We start from the raw sequence: 17,348 nt of genomic DNA, 5'->3' as shown, positions 1-17,348 counted from the left end.
TCACAGTTCGGTAATTGTTCATGACTGAGGCAGAACTACTACAGGTAATCGAAGAAGCAGCTAGAGATGGTGTAACAAAACTTGACCTCAGTTTCAAACAAATCAGCAGTTTGCCAGGGGAAATAGGACAACTCACCAACCTCCAATCCCTCAACCTCAGCAGCAATCAACTCAGCAATTTGCCACCGAAAATAGTCCAACTCACCAACCTCCAAACCCTCAACCTCAGTAACAATCAACTCAGCAGTCTGCCATCAGAAATAGGACAACTTACCAACCTCCAAACCCTCAACCTCAGTTACAATCAACTCAGCAGTCTGCCACCAGAAATAGGACTACTCACCAACCTTAAATCCCTTTACCTCTGGAACAATCAACTCAGCAGTCTGCCACCGGAAATAGGACGACTTACCAATTTCCACTCCCTCTACCTCAGTAACAATCAACTCAGCAATCTGCCACCGGAAATAGGACTACTCACTAACTTGACGCAGCTTGAACTTCAAGGGAACGAAATAATCAATCTTCCACCAGAAATAAAAAAGCAGGGATTACAAGCAATTCTTAATTTTTATCGGCAACAGCTAGAACAAGAATCTGAGCGTTTATATGAAGCTAAATTTTTGATTGTTGGTGAAGGAGGTGCGGGTAAAACATCTTTGGCAAAAAAAATTGAAGATGAAAATTACGAACTTCAATCAGATGAAAAATCAACTGAAGGTATTGATGTCATCCAGTGGAAATTTAAACTAGATAATGGTCAAGAATTTCGCGTTAATATTTGGGATTTTGGTGGACAAGAGATATACCACCAAACCCACCAATTTTTTCTGACATCACGTTCTCTTTATGCATTAGTTGCAGATACACGCAAAGAAAATACTGATTTTTATTATTGGCTAAAAGTTGTAGACTTGTTAAGTGATAATAGCCCAGTAATCATTATTAAAAATGAAAAAGAAGAACGTCAATGTGAAGTAAATGAACGCCAATTAAGAGGAGAATTTTTAAATCTTAAAGAAGTTTTACCAAGTAACTTAGCTACTAATCGCGGTTTAACAGCAATTAAAGATGCTATTCAGCAATACATCAGCAAACTTCCCCATGTTGGTACACCTCTACCCAAAATCTGGGTGAAAGTCCGTTCTGACTTAGAAAACGACCCGCACAACTATATCAGTCGTGAAGAATATTACAATCTTTGCAGACTCAATAATTTAACTAAACGTGAGGATATGGATCTGCTAAGTAGCTATTTGCACGACCTCGGCGTTTGCTTGCATTTCCAAAATGATTCTACACTTAAACACTATGTCATCCTCAAACCAGAATGGGGTACTACAGCAGTTTATAAAGTGCTGGATAATAAAAACGTTATTAAAAATTTAGGATGTTTTACGAAAGAGAATCTGGCAGACATTTGGAAAGATGTTGAATATACCGACATGAGAGATGAACTGCTACAACTGATGATGCGGTTTAAACTTTGTTACCCAATTCCTAATTGTGATGGTAAATATATTTCACCCCAACTACTCGATATCAACCAACCTGAATACACCTGGGATACATCTAATAATTTAATTTTACGCTACAAATACGAGTTCATGCCCAAGGGTATCCTTACGCGATTCATTGTAGAAACACACCCTTGGATTGAAGAACAAAAACGAGTTTGGAGAAGTGGTGTTATTCTCAATAAAGACCAAACTCGCGCTGAAGTAATTGAAAACTACAATCAAAAGGAAATTAAAATCCGTGTAACTGGAAATCGTAAGAAAGAATTGCTGACTGTTATCACACACGAACTCGACAAAATACATCGTTCTTTTGAACGTTTGAAATTTGATACTCTTGTTCCTTGTAACTGTGAAAGATGTATAGTAAGTGAGAATCCTTATGCTTATCCTTTAAATGAACTGCGCGAATTTTTAGTAGATAGTGCTTATGATATCCAATGCAGGACAAGTCGTAAAATGGTTGATGTTCGTCGGTTAATTGATGATGTGAATCTGCTAACTCAAGAATTAAATCGAGAACGGCAAACCCCAGTTACACCATTACAAAGTGAACTTGATAACCAGAGGCAAGCATCATTTAATGTAATTATTAATAATCATGTAAATTCAGAGAGTAATTCAATGTCAGAATCTTATCAATCTAAATATGACCAAAGAAATGCAAATAACCAATTTGTAGATACAGCCCAAGCTGGTAGTAATGTCACATTTAACCAAAATAATTATACACCTGAACAAAAACAGAATTTAGCAGATGCAGCAGCAGAAATCCAACAACTGCTTCACCAATTATCTAAAAATAACCAAACATCTACAAATGAAGGAATTACAAACGCAATTTATCAAGAAATTCAACGCAACCCAACCCTAAAAGCTAGATTAATATCTGCACTTAAAGCTGGTGGATTAGAAGCATTAAAAGCGATATTTAATCATCCTGTTTTTAGTATTCCAGCGGAAACCATCAAAGGATTTTTAGAAGCAGAATAAATCACTCTTTGTTTCTCTCCGCGTCTCTGCGTGAGAAAAAAATCACAACAACATCCTATTTAAAAAACGCTGTAACAACTTTATCCCCTCTGGCTCATGATAATCTGTAGGTAGCAAAGCCCGTATCGCTTGCTGTAAATTTTCCAAAGCCGTATCTATTTCCTGACGTTTTGGCCTAGTAGTTGGGGAAAAATATAAAGGTTCACCCACCCGAATTATTAACTTTTTTCTCAAAAATAAGTCATGAGTACCAATTAATGCTATGGGTACAATTGGTACACCAGCCCGCAACGCATAAATTACAGTCCCGCGTTTGAAGGGATGCATATTACCCTCAGCAGTTCCCAGTCGTCCTTCAGGAAAAATCATCAACCCATCCCCACGGGCTAAAATTGCCGCAACAATGCGATCTATGCGGCGGATAGTTTGGATATCTCCACCAGGGTTAACGGTATCTTTAATAACCTGAGCAAGTTCTGTTAAATCATCTCGTCCAGCTTTAGCAGCAGTAATAACAGCCTGTTCTTCTCCCCAAATGCGTTCTAAAGGGATGACACCACCTGCAAAACCTAAAATCCAGCGTTTCCACCATTTGTTATAGAGAGTGCGGGCATCACCGAGAATGTAATAGTGTGGCTGAGTGGGTATCTCTGCGAGTAAAACTAATGGGTCGATGTGGTGAAGATGGTTAGCAGCCAAGATTGCAGGTGTGTGCGGGATCTTTTCAATATTTTCGACTTTGACACAGAATAGGGAATGAATGAGCGATCGCACTACCCAACGTCTGATATTAGCATTAACTCGCCGTTCCCCATATTCCTGATCAACAGCCGAAAGACCATGGAGAGTAGTTTCTATAGTATGACGAATAGTGCGATCGCTGGCCGCAGCTACACCTTCCCATACCCGCTTAATAGCAGCCTCAGTCAAAGGTGGTAAAGTTTCCAAGTCCGTAGTATTTTCCATCTTTAATTAAGATACACTGTAACAACCCAATCACCAATCACCAATCACCAATTACCAAAATTTCTGTAATTCCTCCCACAGTTAGAAGCAATTTTCCCTACAATGTACGTTGATAGGCTAATAGCTTGCTGGGAAATTACGTAAAAAATTAATCATGACGATTTACCACAGCGTAGGCACATTTAAAGGTGTTGGGGGACTTGACCTGCATTACCAAAACTGGAATCCAGGAGGTAAAGCAAAAGCAGTATTAGCTTTAGTGCATGGACTCGGAGGACACAGCGGACTTTACAAGAATATCATCGAGCATTTGTTACCCAAGCAATATGCCGTTTATGGCTTAGATTTGCGTGGTCATGGGCGATCACCAGGTCAAAGAGGTTACATCAATAGTTGGTCTGAGTTTCGGGATGATGTCCGAGCCTTTTTAAATATGTTACAGAAGCAACAGCCAGGATGCCCCATTTTTTTATTTGGGCATAGCATGGGGGGAATGATTGTCCTAGAATACGTCTTGCGTTATCCAAAAGATACATCTGCATTGCAAGGAGTAATTGCTGTTGCACCTAGTATTGGAGAAGTAGGAGTATCACCCATGCGCGTGCTTTTAGGAAAAATGCTATCGCGGGTGTGGCCACGTTTTTCCTTAAATACAGGACTGGACACAACAGCTGGTTCACGAGATCCAAACATTTTATCTACTTACACCCAAGATCCTTTACGCCATACCCGTGCTACAGCAAGGTTTTCAACAGAATTCTTTGCTACATTAGCCTGGATTCAAGCCCATGCCCATGAATGGAAAGCACCACTGTTAATTTTACATGGTGGTGCTGACAGAGTGGTTTTACCAGGAGGAAGCGAACTTTTTTACCAGCGTGTAACTTACCCAGATAAGCTACGCATTGAATATCCAGGAGCCTATCACGATTTACATTGTGATATTAATTATCGTCAGGTACTAACTGATTTAAGCAACTGGATGGATCAGCATTTACTAGCTGAAGCAGAACAGTTAGAGACACTTATAGGTAAGGATTTATAAATATACTTACAGCAGGAATCAGGAGTCAGGAGTTGCAATAAATCATAGCCTACATCTATCTAAGGTGATTTACGGTTACCAGCATCGGTACATGATTATGAAATTCCTATGAAGTTAACCGAGATTAGAAACTGATTTTTGCTTGTAGATGGAAACTCTTGTAGATGGAAACTCTTGCCAAGTAATGTTTTACGATTATCGACTGTTAACTAAACAGCAAGCCATCACAACTTGACAAAGAGAGAATTTGGCTCATTAAACAGCGAAACTAGTCTAAAACTTAAACTATCGACGGATTATCTTAAAGAGTTGATGAAAATCACCTTTTAATGGTTTCCTATGTGAGTGATTTAACGTATTATGTCTATCAGTATAAAGTACCCAGGTGTTAGGATTGCTGCACTGAAATCTTCAGTGAAGATCCTAGCTGATAAAAGTTCAACTTTGGTTTCTGATACTGTCAAGCGAATCTTCTGGACTAATCCTATGTTGAAAAAAACTCTACTTGTTGCCTCTGCTGCGATCGCCCTATCTGCTGCTTCCTCTGTGCCTGTTTTTGCTGTGGATACCAATGGTAATACCTGTTCTGATAATGATAAGATATTAGTAACATTGCCCAATGGCGACTCTGAGTTTCAATGTCCGTCTGTGAGAACCGTACCTGAACCTAGTTCAATTGTGGGTAGCATTGCTGTTGCTGGAACTCTCTTAGGCATTAAGTTACTTGATGCGAAAAAGAAGAGAAATGCTAGAAAAATTGCATAGCATTAAGTCTGAATTGATGCGATTCATAAATACTAAAAAAGTATTTAATAGATACTCAGTTAGTAATACTCACCTTTTGAGCATCAATCGTCAAACAAACTAAGCCTAATAGTTCTTGCGGATATTTTTAAATATCTAATGATCAACAAGAACAAATTTTAGTCTTTCATAGACCTCTTGCAAAATTGTTACCATCCTATGACAGAGGGTTTAAGATGTTAGAAATTTTTGGGTTTCTTGCAAACAGCTACCCTTGAACAACTCACATCAATTAAATAAAACACAACTACATAAGTCTAAGGTTGAAAAAGGACAAATTGTGATATCCTAATTCATTTTCACAAACAACAATTAATTCTGCAAGAGGTCGAATCCTTACAACTAAAGCAAACGCTAAAGTAATCAAGTTTATCTAATATTAGGTCGTTAGGTCAGATTCATTAAACCTAGCACTACAAACAAATCCGCCGAGCTAAATACAATCAGGCAATTAAAAAATTAATCTTTGTATCGTCAATTATATTGTCATACCAATAATTGTACTGATGATTGATTGCCAGGATCAATGTGTAATCCATTGATATTAGAGAAGACTTGAATTAAAAACTAAAACTTTGTTAATTCTGAAATAATACTCAGGGAGTAATTTAATTATGTCTGATCCTATTCTACCAACATTAAGCAACGTACTTCCAAATACAATCACTTTCAATTATATTCAATTTAGAACCCCCACCGCAACCTTTCCACTTTTTGACGAGAACAGCTATTTTGACGTTGAGATTGTTGGAGATAGCAACCTATCTGGCAAGTTTAATGGCTACTGTATTGACACAGATCGTCCTATTACATCTCCAGGAACTCTAACAGCGTTAGTTTATTCCTCCTATGAACCATTGCCGTCATCTTTGGTAGGTACTGGAAATATTGAAAAACCCCAAAATCTTGACCTCCTGAACTGGATTTACAACCAGCAATTTGTAGGTAAAACATTGACAGATAGTAGTGGTAATAGTTTGGGTACTGTTACTTATGGTGATATACAGAGAGCAATTTGGACACTGATTGACGACCAGGTAGCTAATGATGTTAACCTGGGAGCTTTTAACACAAACAGAGTCAATAGGATTGTAGCACTAGCCCAGCAACTAGGAGAAGGATTTGTTCCCACTTTTGACTACACTACCATTTTTGGAGTCCAAGTCAGAGGGCAAGTAGGTGTAATTCTAGTTCCCGATAAAAATCCCAACGACGGTAATCCTTACGATACACAATTTGTAATGATTGGAGTTCCGTTGGCGAAAATAGGAGATTTTGTCTACGAAGATAAAAATGCCAACGGGATCCAAAACACTGATGACAATGGTATTAGTGGAGTTACAGTAAATCTTTTAGACAAAAATAACAACATCATTGCTAGTACCACCACTGGTAGCAATGGCGAATATTCTTTTACCGTAGTTCCAGGGGACTACAAAGTCCAGTTTGTCCAACCAAATGGTTATCAAGTTAGCCCTAGACAGGTAGGTAGCAACGGTAGCATTGATAGTGATGGTCTCATATCTGACACCATTAGTCTTAAACCAGGAGAAAACAAACCTACTATTGATGGAGGTTTTTACAAGTTCGCAAGCATAGGAGACAGAGTCTGGGAAGACAAAAACGCCAACGGTATTCAAGAAGCGGGTGAAGCAGGAATTAATAACGTTACCGTTAACCTGTTAGATAGCAACGGTAACATCATCAAAACCACCACAACCGTTAACGGTGTTTATAACTTCACAGATTTAACACCAGGAACATACAGCGTTGGCTTTGTTGCACCTAATGGTTATACATTTAGTGGCCAAGATTTAGGTGGAAACGATGCTACCGATTCCGACGCTAATCCCACTACTGGCAAAACTCAAACCATCACCGTCACTTCTGGAGAATATAACGACACCTTAGATGCAGGATTAGTACCACTAGCCAGCTTAGGTAACTTTGTCTTTGAAGACAAGAACGCCAACGGTATTCAAGAAGCAGGTGAAGCAGGAATAGCTAACGCCACCGTTAACCTATTAGATGCAGCAGGTAATTTCATTACCAGCACCACCACAGATAGTAACGGACTGTACTCATTCAGCAACCTGACACCAGGAAACTACAAAGTCCAGTTCGTACAACCCACAAACTTCAACGGTGTAAGTCCAGTTGATGCAGGTAGTAATGATGCAGTAGATAGTGATGCTGGAGTGAACCTCACCACCGGGATTATCAACCTGTCACCTGGAGAAAACGACGACACAGTTGATGGAGGTTTCTACAAAACAGCATCATTAGGAGATTACGTATTCGTTGATGCCAACAACAATGGTATTCAAGATGATTCAGAAGCTGGATTAGGTGGTGTAACAGTAGAGTTAATTAACCCAGCCAATGGCAGTGTCATTACTAGCATTACCACAGATGCTTACGGTGGTTATAACTTCAGTGGCTTAACCCCTGGCGACTATCAAGTTAGATTTACTGCACCGTCTGGTTATAGTTTCTCTACAGCTAACCAAGGTGGAGATGATACTAAAGATAGCGATGCCAACATAACTACAGGCTTAACCCAAACAGTTACTCTCACCAGTGGAGAATTCAACAGCACATTAGATGCAGGTTTAGTCCCACTAGCCAACTTAGGTAACTTTGTCTTTGAAGACAAAAACGCTAACGGTATTCAGGATGCAGGGGAAACAGGTATAGCTAATGCCACAGTTAACTTGTTAGATGCAGCAGGTAATTTCATTACTAGCACTACCACAAATGGCAATGGATTATACTCCTTCACGAATCTACGACCAGGAGACTACAAAGTTCAGTTTGTTCAACCTACAGGTTTTAACGGCGTAAGTGCTGCCAACCAAGGTAGTGATGATAGCCTTGATAGTGATGGACTAATCTCAGATGTAGTTAATCTATCTCCAGGTGAGAATAACACCACAGTTGATTCCGGCTTCTATAAAACAGCTTCATTAGGGGACTTTGTATTCAACGATGCCAACAACAATGGTATTCAAGATACTGGTGAAGCAGGAATAGATGGAGTTGAAGTACAGTTAATCAACCCGACAAATGATAGTGTAATTGCTACCACCACTACAACTAATAACGGTAGCTATCAATTCAGTGGCTTAATCCCTGGAGACTATCAAGTTAAATTCATCGCCAAAGCTGGTTATACTTTCACCAAAGCTGACCAAGGTGCTAATGATGCTAAAGATAGTGATGCTACACCCAGTACAGGTTTAACCCAAACTGTCACCCTGACAAGTGGAGAATTCAACGGCACATTAGATGCTGGTTTAGTAGCACTAGCCAGCTTAGGTAACTTTGTCTTTGAAGACAAGAATGCCAACGGTATTCAGGATGAAGGTGAAGCAGGTATAGCTAATGCCACAGTTAAACTATTGAACGCATCTGGCACGGTAATTAAGACAACTACTACTGATGCTGATGGACTGTATTCATTCACCAACCTGCAATCAGGAGACTACAAAGTCCAGTTTGTCCAACCCACAGGCTTTAATGGCGTAAGTCCAGCGAATGTGGGTGGTGATGATAGCGTTGATAGCGATGGACTAGTCTCAGATATCGTTAATCTGTCTCCAGGTGAGAATGACACCACAGTAGATTCTGGTTTCTATAAAACAGCTTCCTTGGGAGACTTCGTATTTGTTGATGCTAACAACAACGGCATTCAAGATGCAGGTGAAGCAGGATTAGGTGGTGTAACAGTAGAGTTAATCAACCCCGCAGATGACAGTGTAATTACTAGCACTATTACAGATGCTAATGGTGGTTACAGTTTCAGTGGCTTAACCCCTGGTGACTACCAAGTTAAATTCACCGCCCCAACTGGTTACAGTTTCTCAACAGCAAACCAAGGTGGAGATGATGCTACAGACAGTGATGCCGACAACACAGGCTTAACCCAAACAGTCACCCTGACAAGTGGAGAATTCAACGGCACATTAGATGCTGGTTTAGTAGCACTAGCCAGCTTAGGTAACTTTGTCTTTGAAGATAAAAACGCCAACGGTATTCAAGATGCAGGGGAAACAGGTATAGTTAATGCCACAGTTAATCTATTAGATGCAGCAGGTAATTTCATTACTAGCACTACCACAAATGGCAATGGATTATACTCCTTCACGAATCTACAACCAGGAGACTACAAAGTTCAGTTTGTTCAACCTACAGGTTTTAACGGCGTAAGTCCAGCGAATGTTGGTACAAATGATGCAGTTGATAGCGATGGACTGGTTTCTGATGTAGTGAATCTATCTCCTGGAGAGAATGACACCACGGTAGATTCAGGCTTCTACAAAACTGCTTCCTTGGGAGACAGAGTTTGGTTAGACAGCAATCTCAACGGTATTCAAGATGGAAATGAAACTGGATTTAGTGGACTAACTGTCACTCTGACTGGTGGAGGAGAGGATGGTATTATCAACGGTGTTGGCGATACTACAGTTACGACCACAACCAATGGTAGTGGTAACTATAATTTTACCAATCTCACTCCTGGCGAACAATATCAAGTCACCTTTGACAGACCTGCTGGTTATAACTTCACTCAAAAAGATGTCAACGGTAATAGCCAAGATACGGTAGACTCCGATGCTGACCTCACCACAGGTAAATCCCAAATAGTCACTCTATCCAGTGGAGAAAACAATCTCACTATAGATGCGGGAATTTTTCAATCGGCAAGCGACCTATCAATTACCAAGACTGATGGTTTAACAACTGTTACCCCTGGACAACAGATAACTTACACCATTGTTGCTAAAAATAATGGTTTGGTAACTGCTACGAATGCGGTGGTCAGCGATATCATGCCTAGCAATTTGACCAATGTGACTTGGACAAGTGTGGCCAGCGGTGGTGCAACAGGTAATGACCTCAGTGGTACAGGCAACATTAACGATACCGTCACTCTGACAGCAGGAAGCACTATTACCTATACGGTGACTGGTACAGTAGCTCCAACTACAACCAGCTTAGGTAGTGCAGCCACATTTGACCTGAATGGCAACAATAACACTGTCACCTACGGCAATACCAACACCTTCACTAACAATGGTATTACCATGACAGCGAGCGCCTTTAGTCGCGTTGATGGTACAAATGGAGCTTGGGAAACAGCCTCTCTCAATAGATATACTGGTGGAGCAGGTGTAATTGACAGAAGTGAAGGTAATGGAGATAACAACAGACATACTGTTGATAACGCTGGTGGACGTGATAACTACGTTCTGTTCCAATTCTCGGAATCTGTAGTTCTGGATAAAGCCTACTTAGGATATGTCGTTGGTGACAGTGACCTGTCTTTGTGGATTGGTAACTTTAGCAGTCCTCTGACTACCTTGAGTGACTCTATTCTCAATAGCTTTGGCTTTACTGAAATCAATAATACGACTTCCTCAATCGCTCGTTGGGCAGATGTTAACGCTGGGAACTACGCAGGTAACACAATTGTGATTGCGGCTTCCACAGCAGATACCAATGATTACTTCAAGATTCAAACTCTGAATGTGAACAAGGTTGTTCAGAGTACATCTTCCTTAATCAACACTGCGACAATAACTGCTCCTACTGGTTTCACTGATACCAACCTTGGTAATAACAGCGCCACTGATACTAACACAATAGGAGCATCTACCGTTAAGATAGGCGATCGCGTTTGGTACGATACAAATGGTAATGGTATTCAAGACAGTGGTGAATTAGGTGTCTCTGGTGTAACTGTCAAACTCCTCAATCAAGCAGGTGCAGAAATCAGTACAACTACCACCGATACCAACGGTTTGTACCAATTTACAGCCAACGCTAACAGTACCTACAGCGTCCAATTCGCTCAACCAACAACTGGCTTTAATGGTTTCACCACAGCTAACATTGGCAACGATGCAGCAGACAGCGATGTTGTCAATGCTAACGGTACAACGGCTCAATTCTCTGTTGGAACAACCGATAACTTAACGATTGACGCAGGACTCATCAAAAATATTGTTGACCTGTCAATTACCAAAACTGATGGTTTAACAACTGTTAACCCAGGACAACAAATTACCTACACCATCGTAGCTGCTAACAATGGTCCAATGACCGCTACCAACGCCCTGGTCAGTGATATCATGCCTACCAACTTGACCAATGTGACTTGGACAAGTGTGGCTAGTAGTGGTGCAACAGGTAATGACCTCACTGGTACAGGCAATATCAATGATACCGTCACCTTGGCAAGTGGTAGCAGCATCACCTATACCGTCAAAGGTACGGTAGCTGCAAATACAACCAGCTTAGGTAGTGCAGCCACATTTGACCTGAATGGCAACAATAACACTGTCTCTTATGGCAATAGCAACACCTTTACTAACAATGGTGTTACTATGACAGCCAGAGCTTTTAGTCGCGTTGATGGTACAAATGGAGCTTGGGAAACCGCTTCTCTCAATAGATATACTGGTGGATTAGGTGTAATTGACAGAAGTGAAGGTAATGGAGATAACAACAGACATACCGTTGATAACGTTGGTGGACGAGATAACTACGTTGTGTTCCAATTCTCGGAATCTGTAGTTCTGGATAAAGCCTACTTAGGATATGTCGTTGGTGACAGTGACCTGTCTTTGTGGATTGGTAACTTTAGCAGTCCTCTGACTACCTTGAGTGACTCTATTCTCAATAGCTTTGGCTTTACTGAAATCAATAATACGACTTCCTCAATCGCTCGTTGGGCAGATGTTAACGCTGGGAACTACGCAGGTAACACAATTGTGATTGCGGCTTCCACAGCAGATACCAATGATTACTTCAAGATTCAAACTCTGAATGTGAACAAGGTTGTTCAGAGTACATCTTCCTTAATCAACACTGCGACAATAACTGCTCCTACTGGTTTCACTGATACCAACCTTGGTAATAACAGCGCCACTGATACTAACACAATAGGAGCATCTACCGTTAAGATAGGCGATCGCGTTTGGTACGATACAAATGGTAATGGTATTCAAGACAGTGGTGAATTAGGTGTCTCTGGTGTAACTGTCAAACTCCTCAATCAAGCAGGTGCAGAAATCAGTACAACTACCACCGATACCAACGGTTTGTACCAATTTACAGCCAACGCTAACAGTACCTACAGCGTCCAATTCGCTCAACCAACAACTGGCTTTAATGGTTTCACCACAGCTAACATTGGCAACGATGCAGCAGACAGCGATGTTGTCAATGCTAACGGTACAACGGCTCAATTCTCTGTTGGAACAACCGATAACTTAACGATTGACGCAGGACTCATCAAAAATATTGTTGACCTGTCAATTACCAAAACTGATGGTTTAACAACTGTTAACCCAGGACAACAAATTACCTACACCATCGTAGCTGCTAACAATGGTCCAATGACCGCTACCAACGCCCTGGTCAGTGATATCATGCCTACCAACTTGACCAATGTGACTTGGACAAGTGTGGCTAGTAGTGGTGCAACAGGTAATGACCTCACTGGTACAGGCAATATCAATGATACCGTCACCTTGGCAAGTGGTAGCAGCATCACCTATACCGTCAAAGGTACGGTAGCTGCAAATACAACCAGCTTAGGTAGTGCAGCCACATTTGACCTGAATGGCAACAATAACACTGTCTCTTATGGCAATAGCAACACCTTTACTAACAATGGTGTTACTATGACAGCCAGAGCTTTTAGTCGCGTTGATGGTACAAATGGAGCTTGGGAAACCGCTTCTCTCAATAGATATACTGGTGGATTAGGTGTAATTGACAGAAGTGAAGGTAATGGAGATAACAACAGACATACCGTTGATAACGTTGGTGGACGAGATAACTACGTTGTGTTCCAATTCTCGGAATCTGTAGTTCTGGATAAAGCCTACTTAGGATATGTCGTTGGTGACAGTGACCTGTCTTTGTGGATTGGTAACTTTAGCAGTCCTCTGACTACCTTGAGTGACTCTATTCTCAATAGCTTTGGCTATAGTGAAGTCAACGATACAACTCTCACAACCGCTCGTTGGGCAGATGTTAACGCTGGGAACTACGCAGGTAACACAATTGTGATTGCGGCTTCCGCAGCAGATACAACCCCAGAGGATTACTTCAAGATTCAGAATCTGAACGTGAACAAGGTTGTTCAGAGTACATCTTCCTTAATCAACACTGCGACAATAACTGCTCCTACTGGTTTCACTGATACCAACCTTGGTAATAACAGCGCCACTGATACTGACACAATAAGCAATACTCCAGCCCTCCCATCTGCTCCTGGTGTGCGTACTCCTGGATTCTGGGCAAATTGCGACTGGCAGACGTTCTGGGATGGTATCCAAGGCAACGAACCATCACAAAAAACACAGTCCAATTTCGCCGATAGCGATCTTCTGTTCGCACCTTATACCAACTCTGCACAGCCTGGAAAAGTTCTTGATCCAGTCAGCGGATCTTATGACATCGGATTACTCATCGGTGACTTCAACCGCAATGGTAAAACTGATTCAGGTGAGAACACCCTTTTCTACACCCGCGCTCAAGCACTCCAAATGGTTGATGCCTCAGCACATCCCAATGGAGATAAACGGTTCGATCTTGGTCGTTCTCTAGTCGCTGGTTGGTTGAATTATCTTGCTGGCAACCCCATTGATACTGCCAATACAACTGATAAGGATGCTAGATACTACATCAACGAAGGCATCAATTGGTTACAAGCCATTACTCCAGACGAAAATGGAGATAAGAAAGGTGATGGTGCCATACGTCAAATGACTGGTAGCACTGTCAACAGCCCAACAGTTGATACCTATTGGAATCTTGGTATTACCAGTGCTTCCAGCTTACCAAGCCCCTACAACACTAATATTAATGTTCTCTATCCCTTAGATCCTGGTAATAGCATTAATACCGGATTGGATGATTACAATAACGGTCGGGGTCTTGCAGATAATGTTTACTACGGAGGAAACCCATAACTCGCTAGAAATAGCAATTTTGGCGCTTCTTAATTGAACTCAAACATCCCCTGTTAAACCCGGTGTTTTGCGGGGGATTTTAATAGTTAGGGTTTGATGAATAAATGTGAAACCTAGAGAAATCAAAGGTTTGAGGGTGATAAACAGGAAAATATGTGCAAGGTTTTTGAAGGGTATACCTGGAAAATTGTGCATTTTAGGTCTGAGAAATCAAAAAATTTAGGGATAACAGATAGCCCAAACTCTTGCCTATTGCCTTTTGCCTCTTGCCTGCCTCCACGAAAAGACTTTCTCAGCAAACCCTAGTTATCAACAAAGTATTCAGGAGTCAGCATTGCCAAGGTGAATTGATCAACCAGTTTATAATTTACAAGCACAGGGATGAGATGGAAAAAGTTCTCCTCATACTTGCATTCAAGATATGGCCGCTCACTATATTCAAGAAATACAGACTATTCAGCCTCATGAACCATATTTAGGGTTTGCTGAGGTCAAAAGGATCGTATTGATTTAGGTGCTAAAAATAATCAAAACTTTGTTCAAATACCTACAGCAAGATTAAAAGACCGTATTGCTCAACTATGTAAACAATTCAAAAGTTAAAGGACTGTTTAAACAGATAAGCAGTGAACTGGTAGAGTAAAAACATAACAAAACATCAACTCGCCAGATTTCACCGCATAACATGGGCAGTATTTGGGAACTCGATTTTTACTCCCGTCCGATTTTGGACGCAAATCAAAAAAAAGTTTGGGAAATCTTAGTGTGTGAAAGTCCTGTGGATGTCCGCACGAAAACTGATTCTTTGTTTCGCTATGCTCAATATTGCCCTAGTACCCAAGTAAATTCGGTTTGGTTGCGGACAGCCTTGCAGGAAGCGATAAATAAAGCAGGGGAAGCGCCAATTAAAATACGCTTTTTCCGTCGCCAAATGAATAATATGATTACCAAAGCCTGTCAGGATGCGGGTATTCCGGCTTTACCTAGCCGGCGGACTTTGGTTCTCAACCAATGGCTACAGCAACGTATGGAGGAGGTTTATCCTCAAGAACCAGGATATCAAGGGGGGGCTAATCCTTCAGTCCGTTTAGATAAACCTTTACCGCAGCGTTTACCAGATGCTTTGGAAGGTAAACAATGGGCATTTGTGACTTTAGAAGCTAAGGATTTTGTGGATATGCCAGATTGGGAAATTGGCTTTGGTGAAGCTTTTCCCCTAGAATTGGCGCAATTATCACCAGAAACTCGCATTCCTGGGATTTTGATTTTTTCACCCAGGGCTTTACCTATTGCTGGATGGATGTCTGGTTTAGAAATGGCTTATTTGCGATTTGATTCTAGTCAAGGTGACAGATTGATTTTAGAAACTGGTGCAACAGAAAGCTGGGTTTTAGCAAATATCCGCGCTCCCCAACTTCTCAAAGAGGCTCAAGGCTTTGAAGAAACGAAGCAAAAAGCTAATGGAGTACATTTTATCGGTGTTCAGTCTGATCCTCAAGCTCAATCTTTTTCTGGTTTTTGGCTGTTACAAGAGGTGAATCTGTAAGAACAGGGAACAGGGAACAGGGAACAGGGAACAGGGGGAGATAAGGAGATGATTTTTCTCAATTACCAATTACCCCGAAAGTTATAACTGTTGAGGCACGCTGATGGGATAATGGTCAGCGTCTGTCTAGGCTTTACAATCCAAAATCCACAATTCATCAAGGAAAATGGGTTCTGCAAATTTGTCACAAGATACACTAGCGGAAGAGCTGCTAGAACTTGCCTTAAAATCTGGCGCTGAGGCTGCGGAAGTGTATCAGTCCCGATCGCTTTCTCGTCCAGTGTTTTTTGAGGCTAACCGCCTGAAACAACTAGAAACTAGTCAATCTGAAGGTACTGCACTGCGGCTATGGAGAAACGGTCGTCCCGGACTAACTGTGGCTTATGGTTCTGTAGATCCCCAGGTGATGGTAGAGCGATCGCTTGATTTGAGTCAATTAAATCAACCTGAACCAGTCGAATTAGTCAGTAAATCTCTGGAATGTTACCCAGATTTGGGGGAAGCTGTACCAGTGGAGATGTTGATTAACTGGGGTAAAGAAGCGATCGCTCTGATTCGTGATATCTATCCTGATGTTCTCTGTAACAGCGATTGGGAATGTGATGTTGAAAATACTAGGTTAATCAACAGTAAGGGTTTAGATTGTCACTATAGTGATACTACTCTCAGTTGCTATATGTCCGCAGAATGGGTTAGAGGTGATGACTTTTTAAGTGTTGCTGATGGACAAACTCAACGTGGTGAACTCAATCCCGATAAAGTCGCTCATCAAATTTTACAGCGATTAAATTGGGCGCAAGAAAACGTTTACACTCCTAGCGGTCGTCTTCCGATTTTATTCACTTCCAAAGCGGCAGATATGCTGTGGGGAACTGTACAAGCTGCTTTAAATGGTAAGCAAGTCTTAGAAAAAGCTTCTCCTTGGGCAGAAAGGTTAGGTACACCCATTGTTGTACCCACTCTCACTCTTTACCAAGATCCGGAAGCTGGGCCTTATAGTTGTCCTTTTGATGATGAAGGCAATTCTACAAAATCTTTGATATTTGTCGAAAACGGGATTTTACGGAATTTTTATAGCGATCGCACCACCGGACGACAATTAGGAATTGGTAGCACCGGAAATGGTTTTCGCCCCGGTTTGGGTAGTTATCCCACCCCTGGTTTATTTAACTTCCTCATCCAACCTGGTACCGCATCCTTACAAGAATTAATTCAAGATATGGATGATGGTTTAATCGTGGATCAAATATTAGGAGAAAGTGGCGGAATTTCTGGTGACTTTTCCATCAATATTGATTTGGGGTATCGGGTCAAAAAAGGGCAAATAATCGGCAGAGTTAAAGACACAATGGTTGCCGGTAATGTTTACACAGCCCTTAAACAAATAGTCAAACTGGGTGGAGATGCAGATTGGAATGGTGCTTGTTATACTCCTTCATTAATAATTGAAGGACTTTCTACTACTGGAAAAAATAGTTAAAAAAGCATAA

Annotated in this window: 7 protein-coding genes; 6 read left to right on the top strand and 1 reads right to left on the bottom strand. The window is 41.1% G+C overall.

All coding sequences use genetic code 11. The features are described from left to right. Positions 1-20 precede the first annotated feature (20 nt). Positions 21-2,510: a COR domain-containing protein gene (locus ACLLO5_RS10430; protein WP_413175371.1), complete on the top strand. Its 2,490-nt coding sequence runs from the start codon at positions 21-23 to the stop codon at positions 2,508-2,510. A gap of 42 nt (positions 2,511-2,552) precedes the next feature. Here the strand turns inward: ACLLO5_RS10430 and ACLLO5_RS10425 are convergent, their stop codons facing one another. Beyond that, positions 2,553-3,476 (bottom strand): lysophospholipid acyltransferase family protein, encoded by a 924-nt coding sequence (locus ACLLO5_RS10425; RefSeq protein ID WP_413175370.1) that lies wholly within the window; start codon positions 3,474-3,476, stop codon positions 2,553-2,555. Positions 3,477-3,630: 154 nt separating this feature from the next. On the opposite strand from ACLLO5_RS10425, the gene ACLLO5_RS10420 reads away from it, so the two are divergent. The 5 genes from ACLLO5_RS10420 to ACLLO5_RS10400 all read left to right on the top strand — a co-directional run bounded on the left by ACLLO5_RS10420 (position 3,631) and on the right by ACLLO5_RS10400 (position 17,338). Continuing rightward, positions 3,631-4,521 (top strand): alpha/beta hydrolase, encoded by an 891-nt coding sequence (locus ACLLO5_RS10420; RefSeq protein ID WP_413175369.1) that lies wholly within the window; start codon positions 3,631-3,633, stop codon positions 4,519-4,521. 414 nt (positions 4,522-4,935) lie between these two features. Next, the gene (locus ACLLO5_RS10415; RefSeq protein WP_413175368.1) at positions 4,936-5,286 is read left to right on the top strand and encodes a hypothetical protein; all 351 of its coding nucleotides are present in this window, start codon (positions 4,936-4,938) and stop codon (positions 5,284-5,286) included. A gap of 653 nt (positions 5,287-5,939) precedes the next feature. Then, complete coding sequence (locus ACLLO5_RS10410; RefSeq protein ID WP_413175367.1) at positions 5,940-14,312, top strand: SdrD B-like domain-containing protein; 8,373 nt, start codon at positions 5,940-5,942, stop codon at positions 14,310-14,312. Between the two features lie 685 nt (positions 14,313-14,997). Further along, complete coding sequence (locus ACLLO5_RS10405) at positions 14,998-15,858, top strand: Tab2/Atab2 family RNA-binding protein (protein WP_413175366.1); 861 nt, start codon at positions 14,998-15,000, stop codon at positions 15,856-15,858. Positions 15,859-16,024: 166 nt separating this feature from the next. Next, entirely contained in the window at positions 16,025-17,338 is a 1,314-nt protein-coding gene (locus ACLLO5_RS10400) for a TldD/PmbA family protein (RefSeq protein WP_413175365.1), read from the top strand. Positions 17,339-17,348: the final 10 nt, after the last annotated feature.

Origin of the sequence: Anabaena azotica SJ-1 (assembly GCF_047275885.1) — a bacterium.
GTDB classification, from domain to species: Bacteria; Cyanobacteriota; Cyanobacteriia; order Cyanobacteriales; family Nostocaceae; genus Trichormus_B; species Trichormus_B azotica_A.
The sequence above is the reverse complement of the archived record's forward strand: the minus strand, read 5'-3'. Positions and strand labels throughout refer to the sequence as shown.

What these genes read in the sequence shown, in the direction of transcription:
- ACLLO5_RS10420 (WP_413175369.1), top strand. Translation starts at nt 3,631, where the DNA reads ATGACGATTTACCACAGCGTAGGCACATTTAAAGGTGTTGGGGGACTT.
- ACLLO5_RS10405 (WP_413175366.1), top strand. Translation starts at nt 14,998, where the DNA reads ATGGGCAGTATTTGGGAACTCGATTTTTACTCCCGTCCGATTTTGGAC.
- ACLLO5_RS10400 (WP_413175365.1), top strand. Translation starts at nt 16,025, where the DNA reads ATGGGTTCTGCAAATTTGTCACAAGATACACTAGCGGAAGAGCTGCTA.
- ACLLO5_RS10430 (WP_413175371.1), top strand. Translation starts at nt 21, where the DNA reads ATGACTGAGGCAGAACTACTACAGGTAATCGAAGAAGCAGCTAGAGAT.
- ACLLO5_RS10410 (WP_413175367.1), top strand. Translation starts at nt 5,940, where the DNA reads ATGTCTGATCCTATTCTACCAACATTAAGCAACGTACTTCCAAATACA.
- ACLLO5_RS10425 (WP_413175370.1), bottom strand. Translation starts at nt 3,476, where the DNA reads ATGGAAAATACTACGGACTTGGAAACTTTACCACCTTTGACTGAGGCT.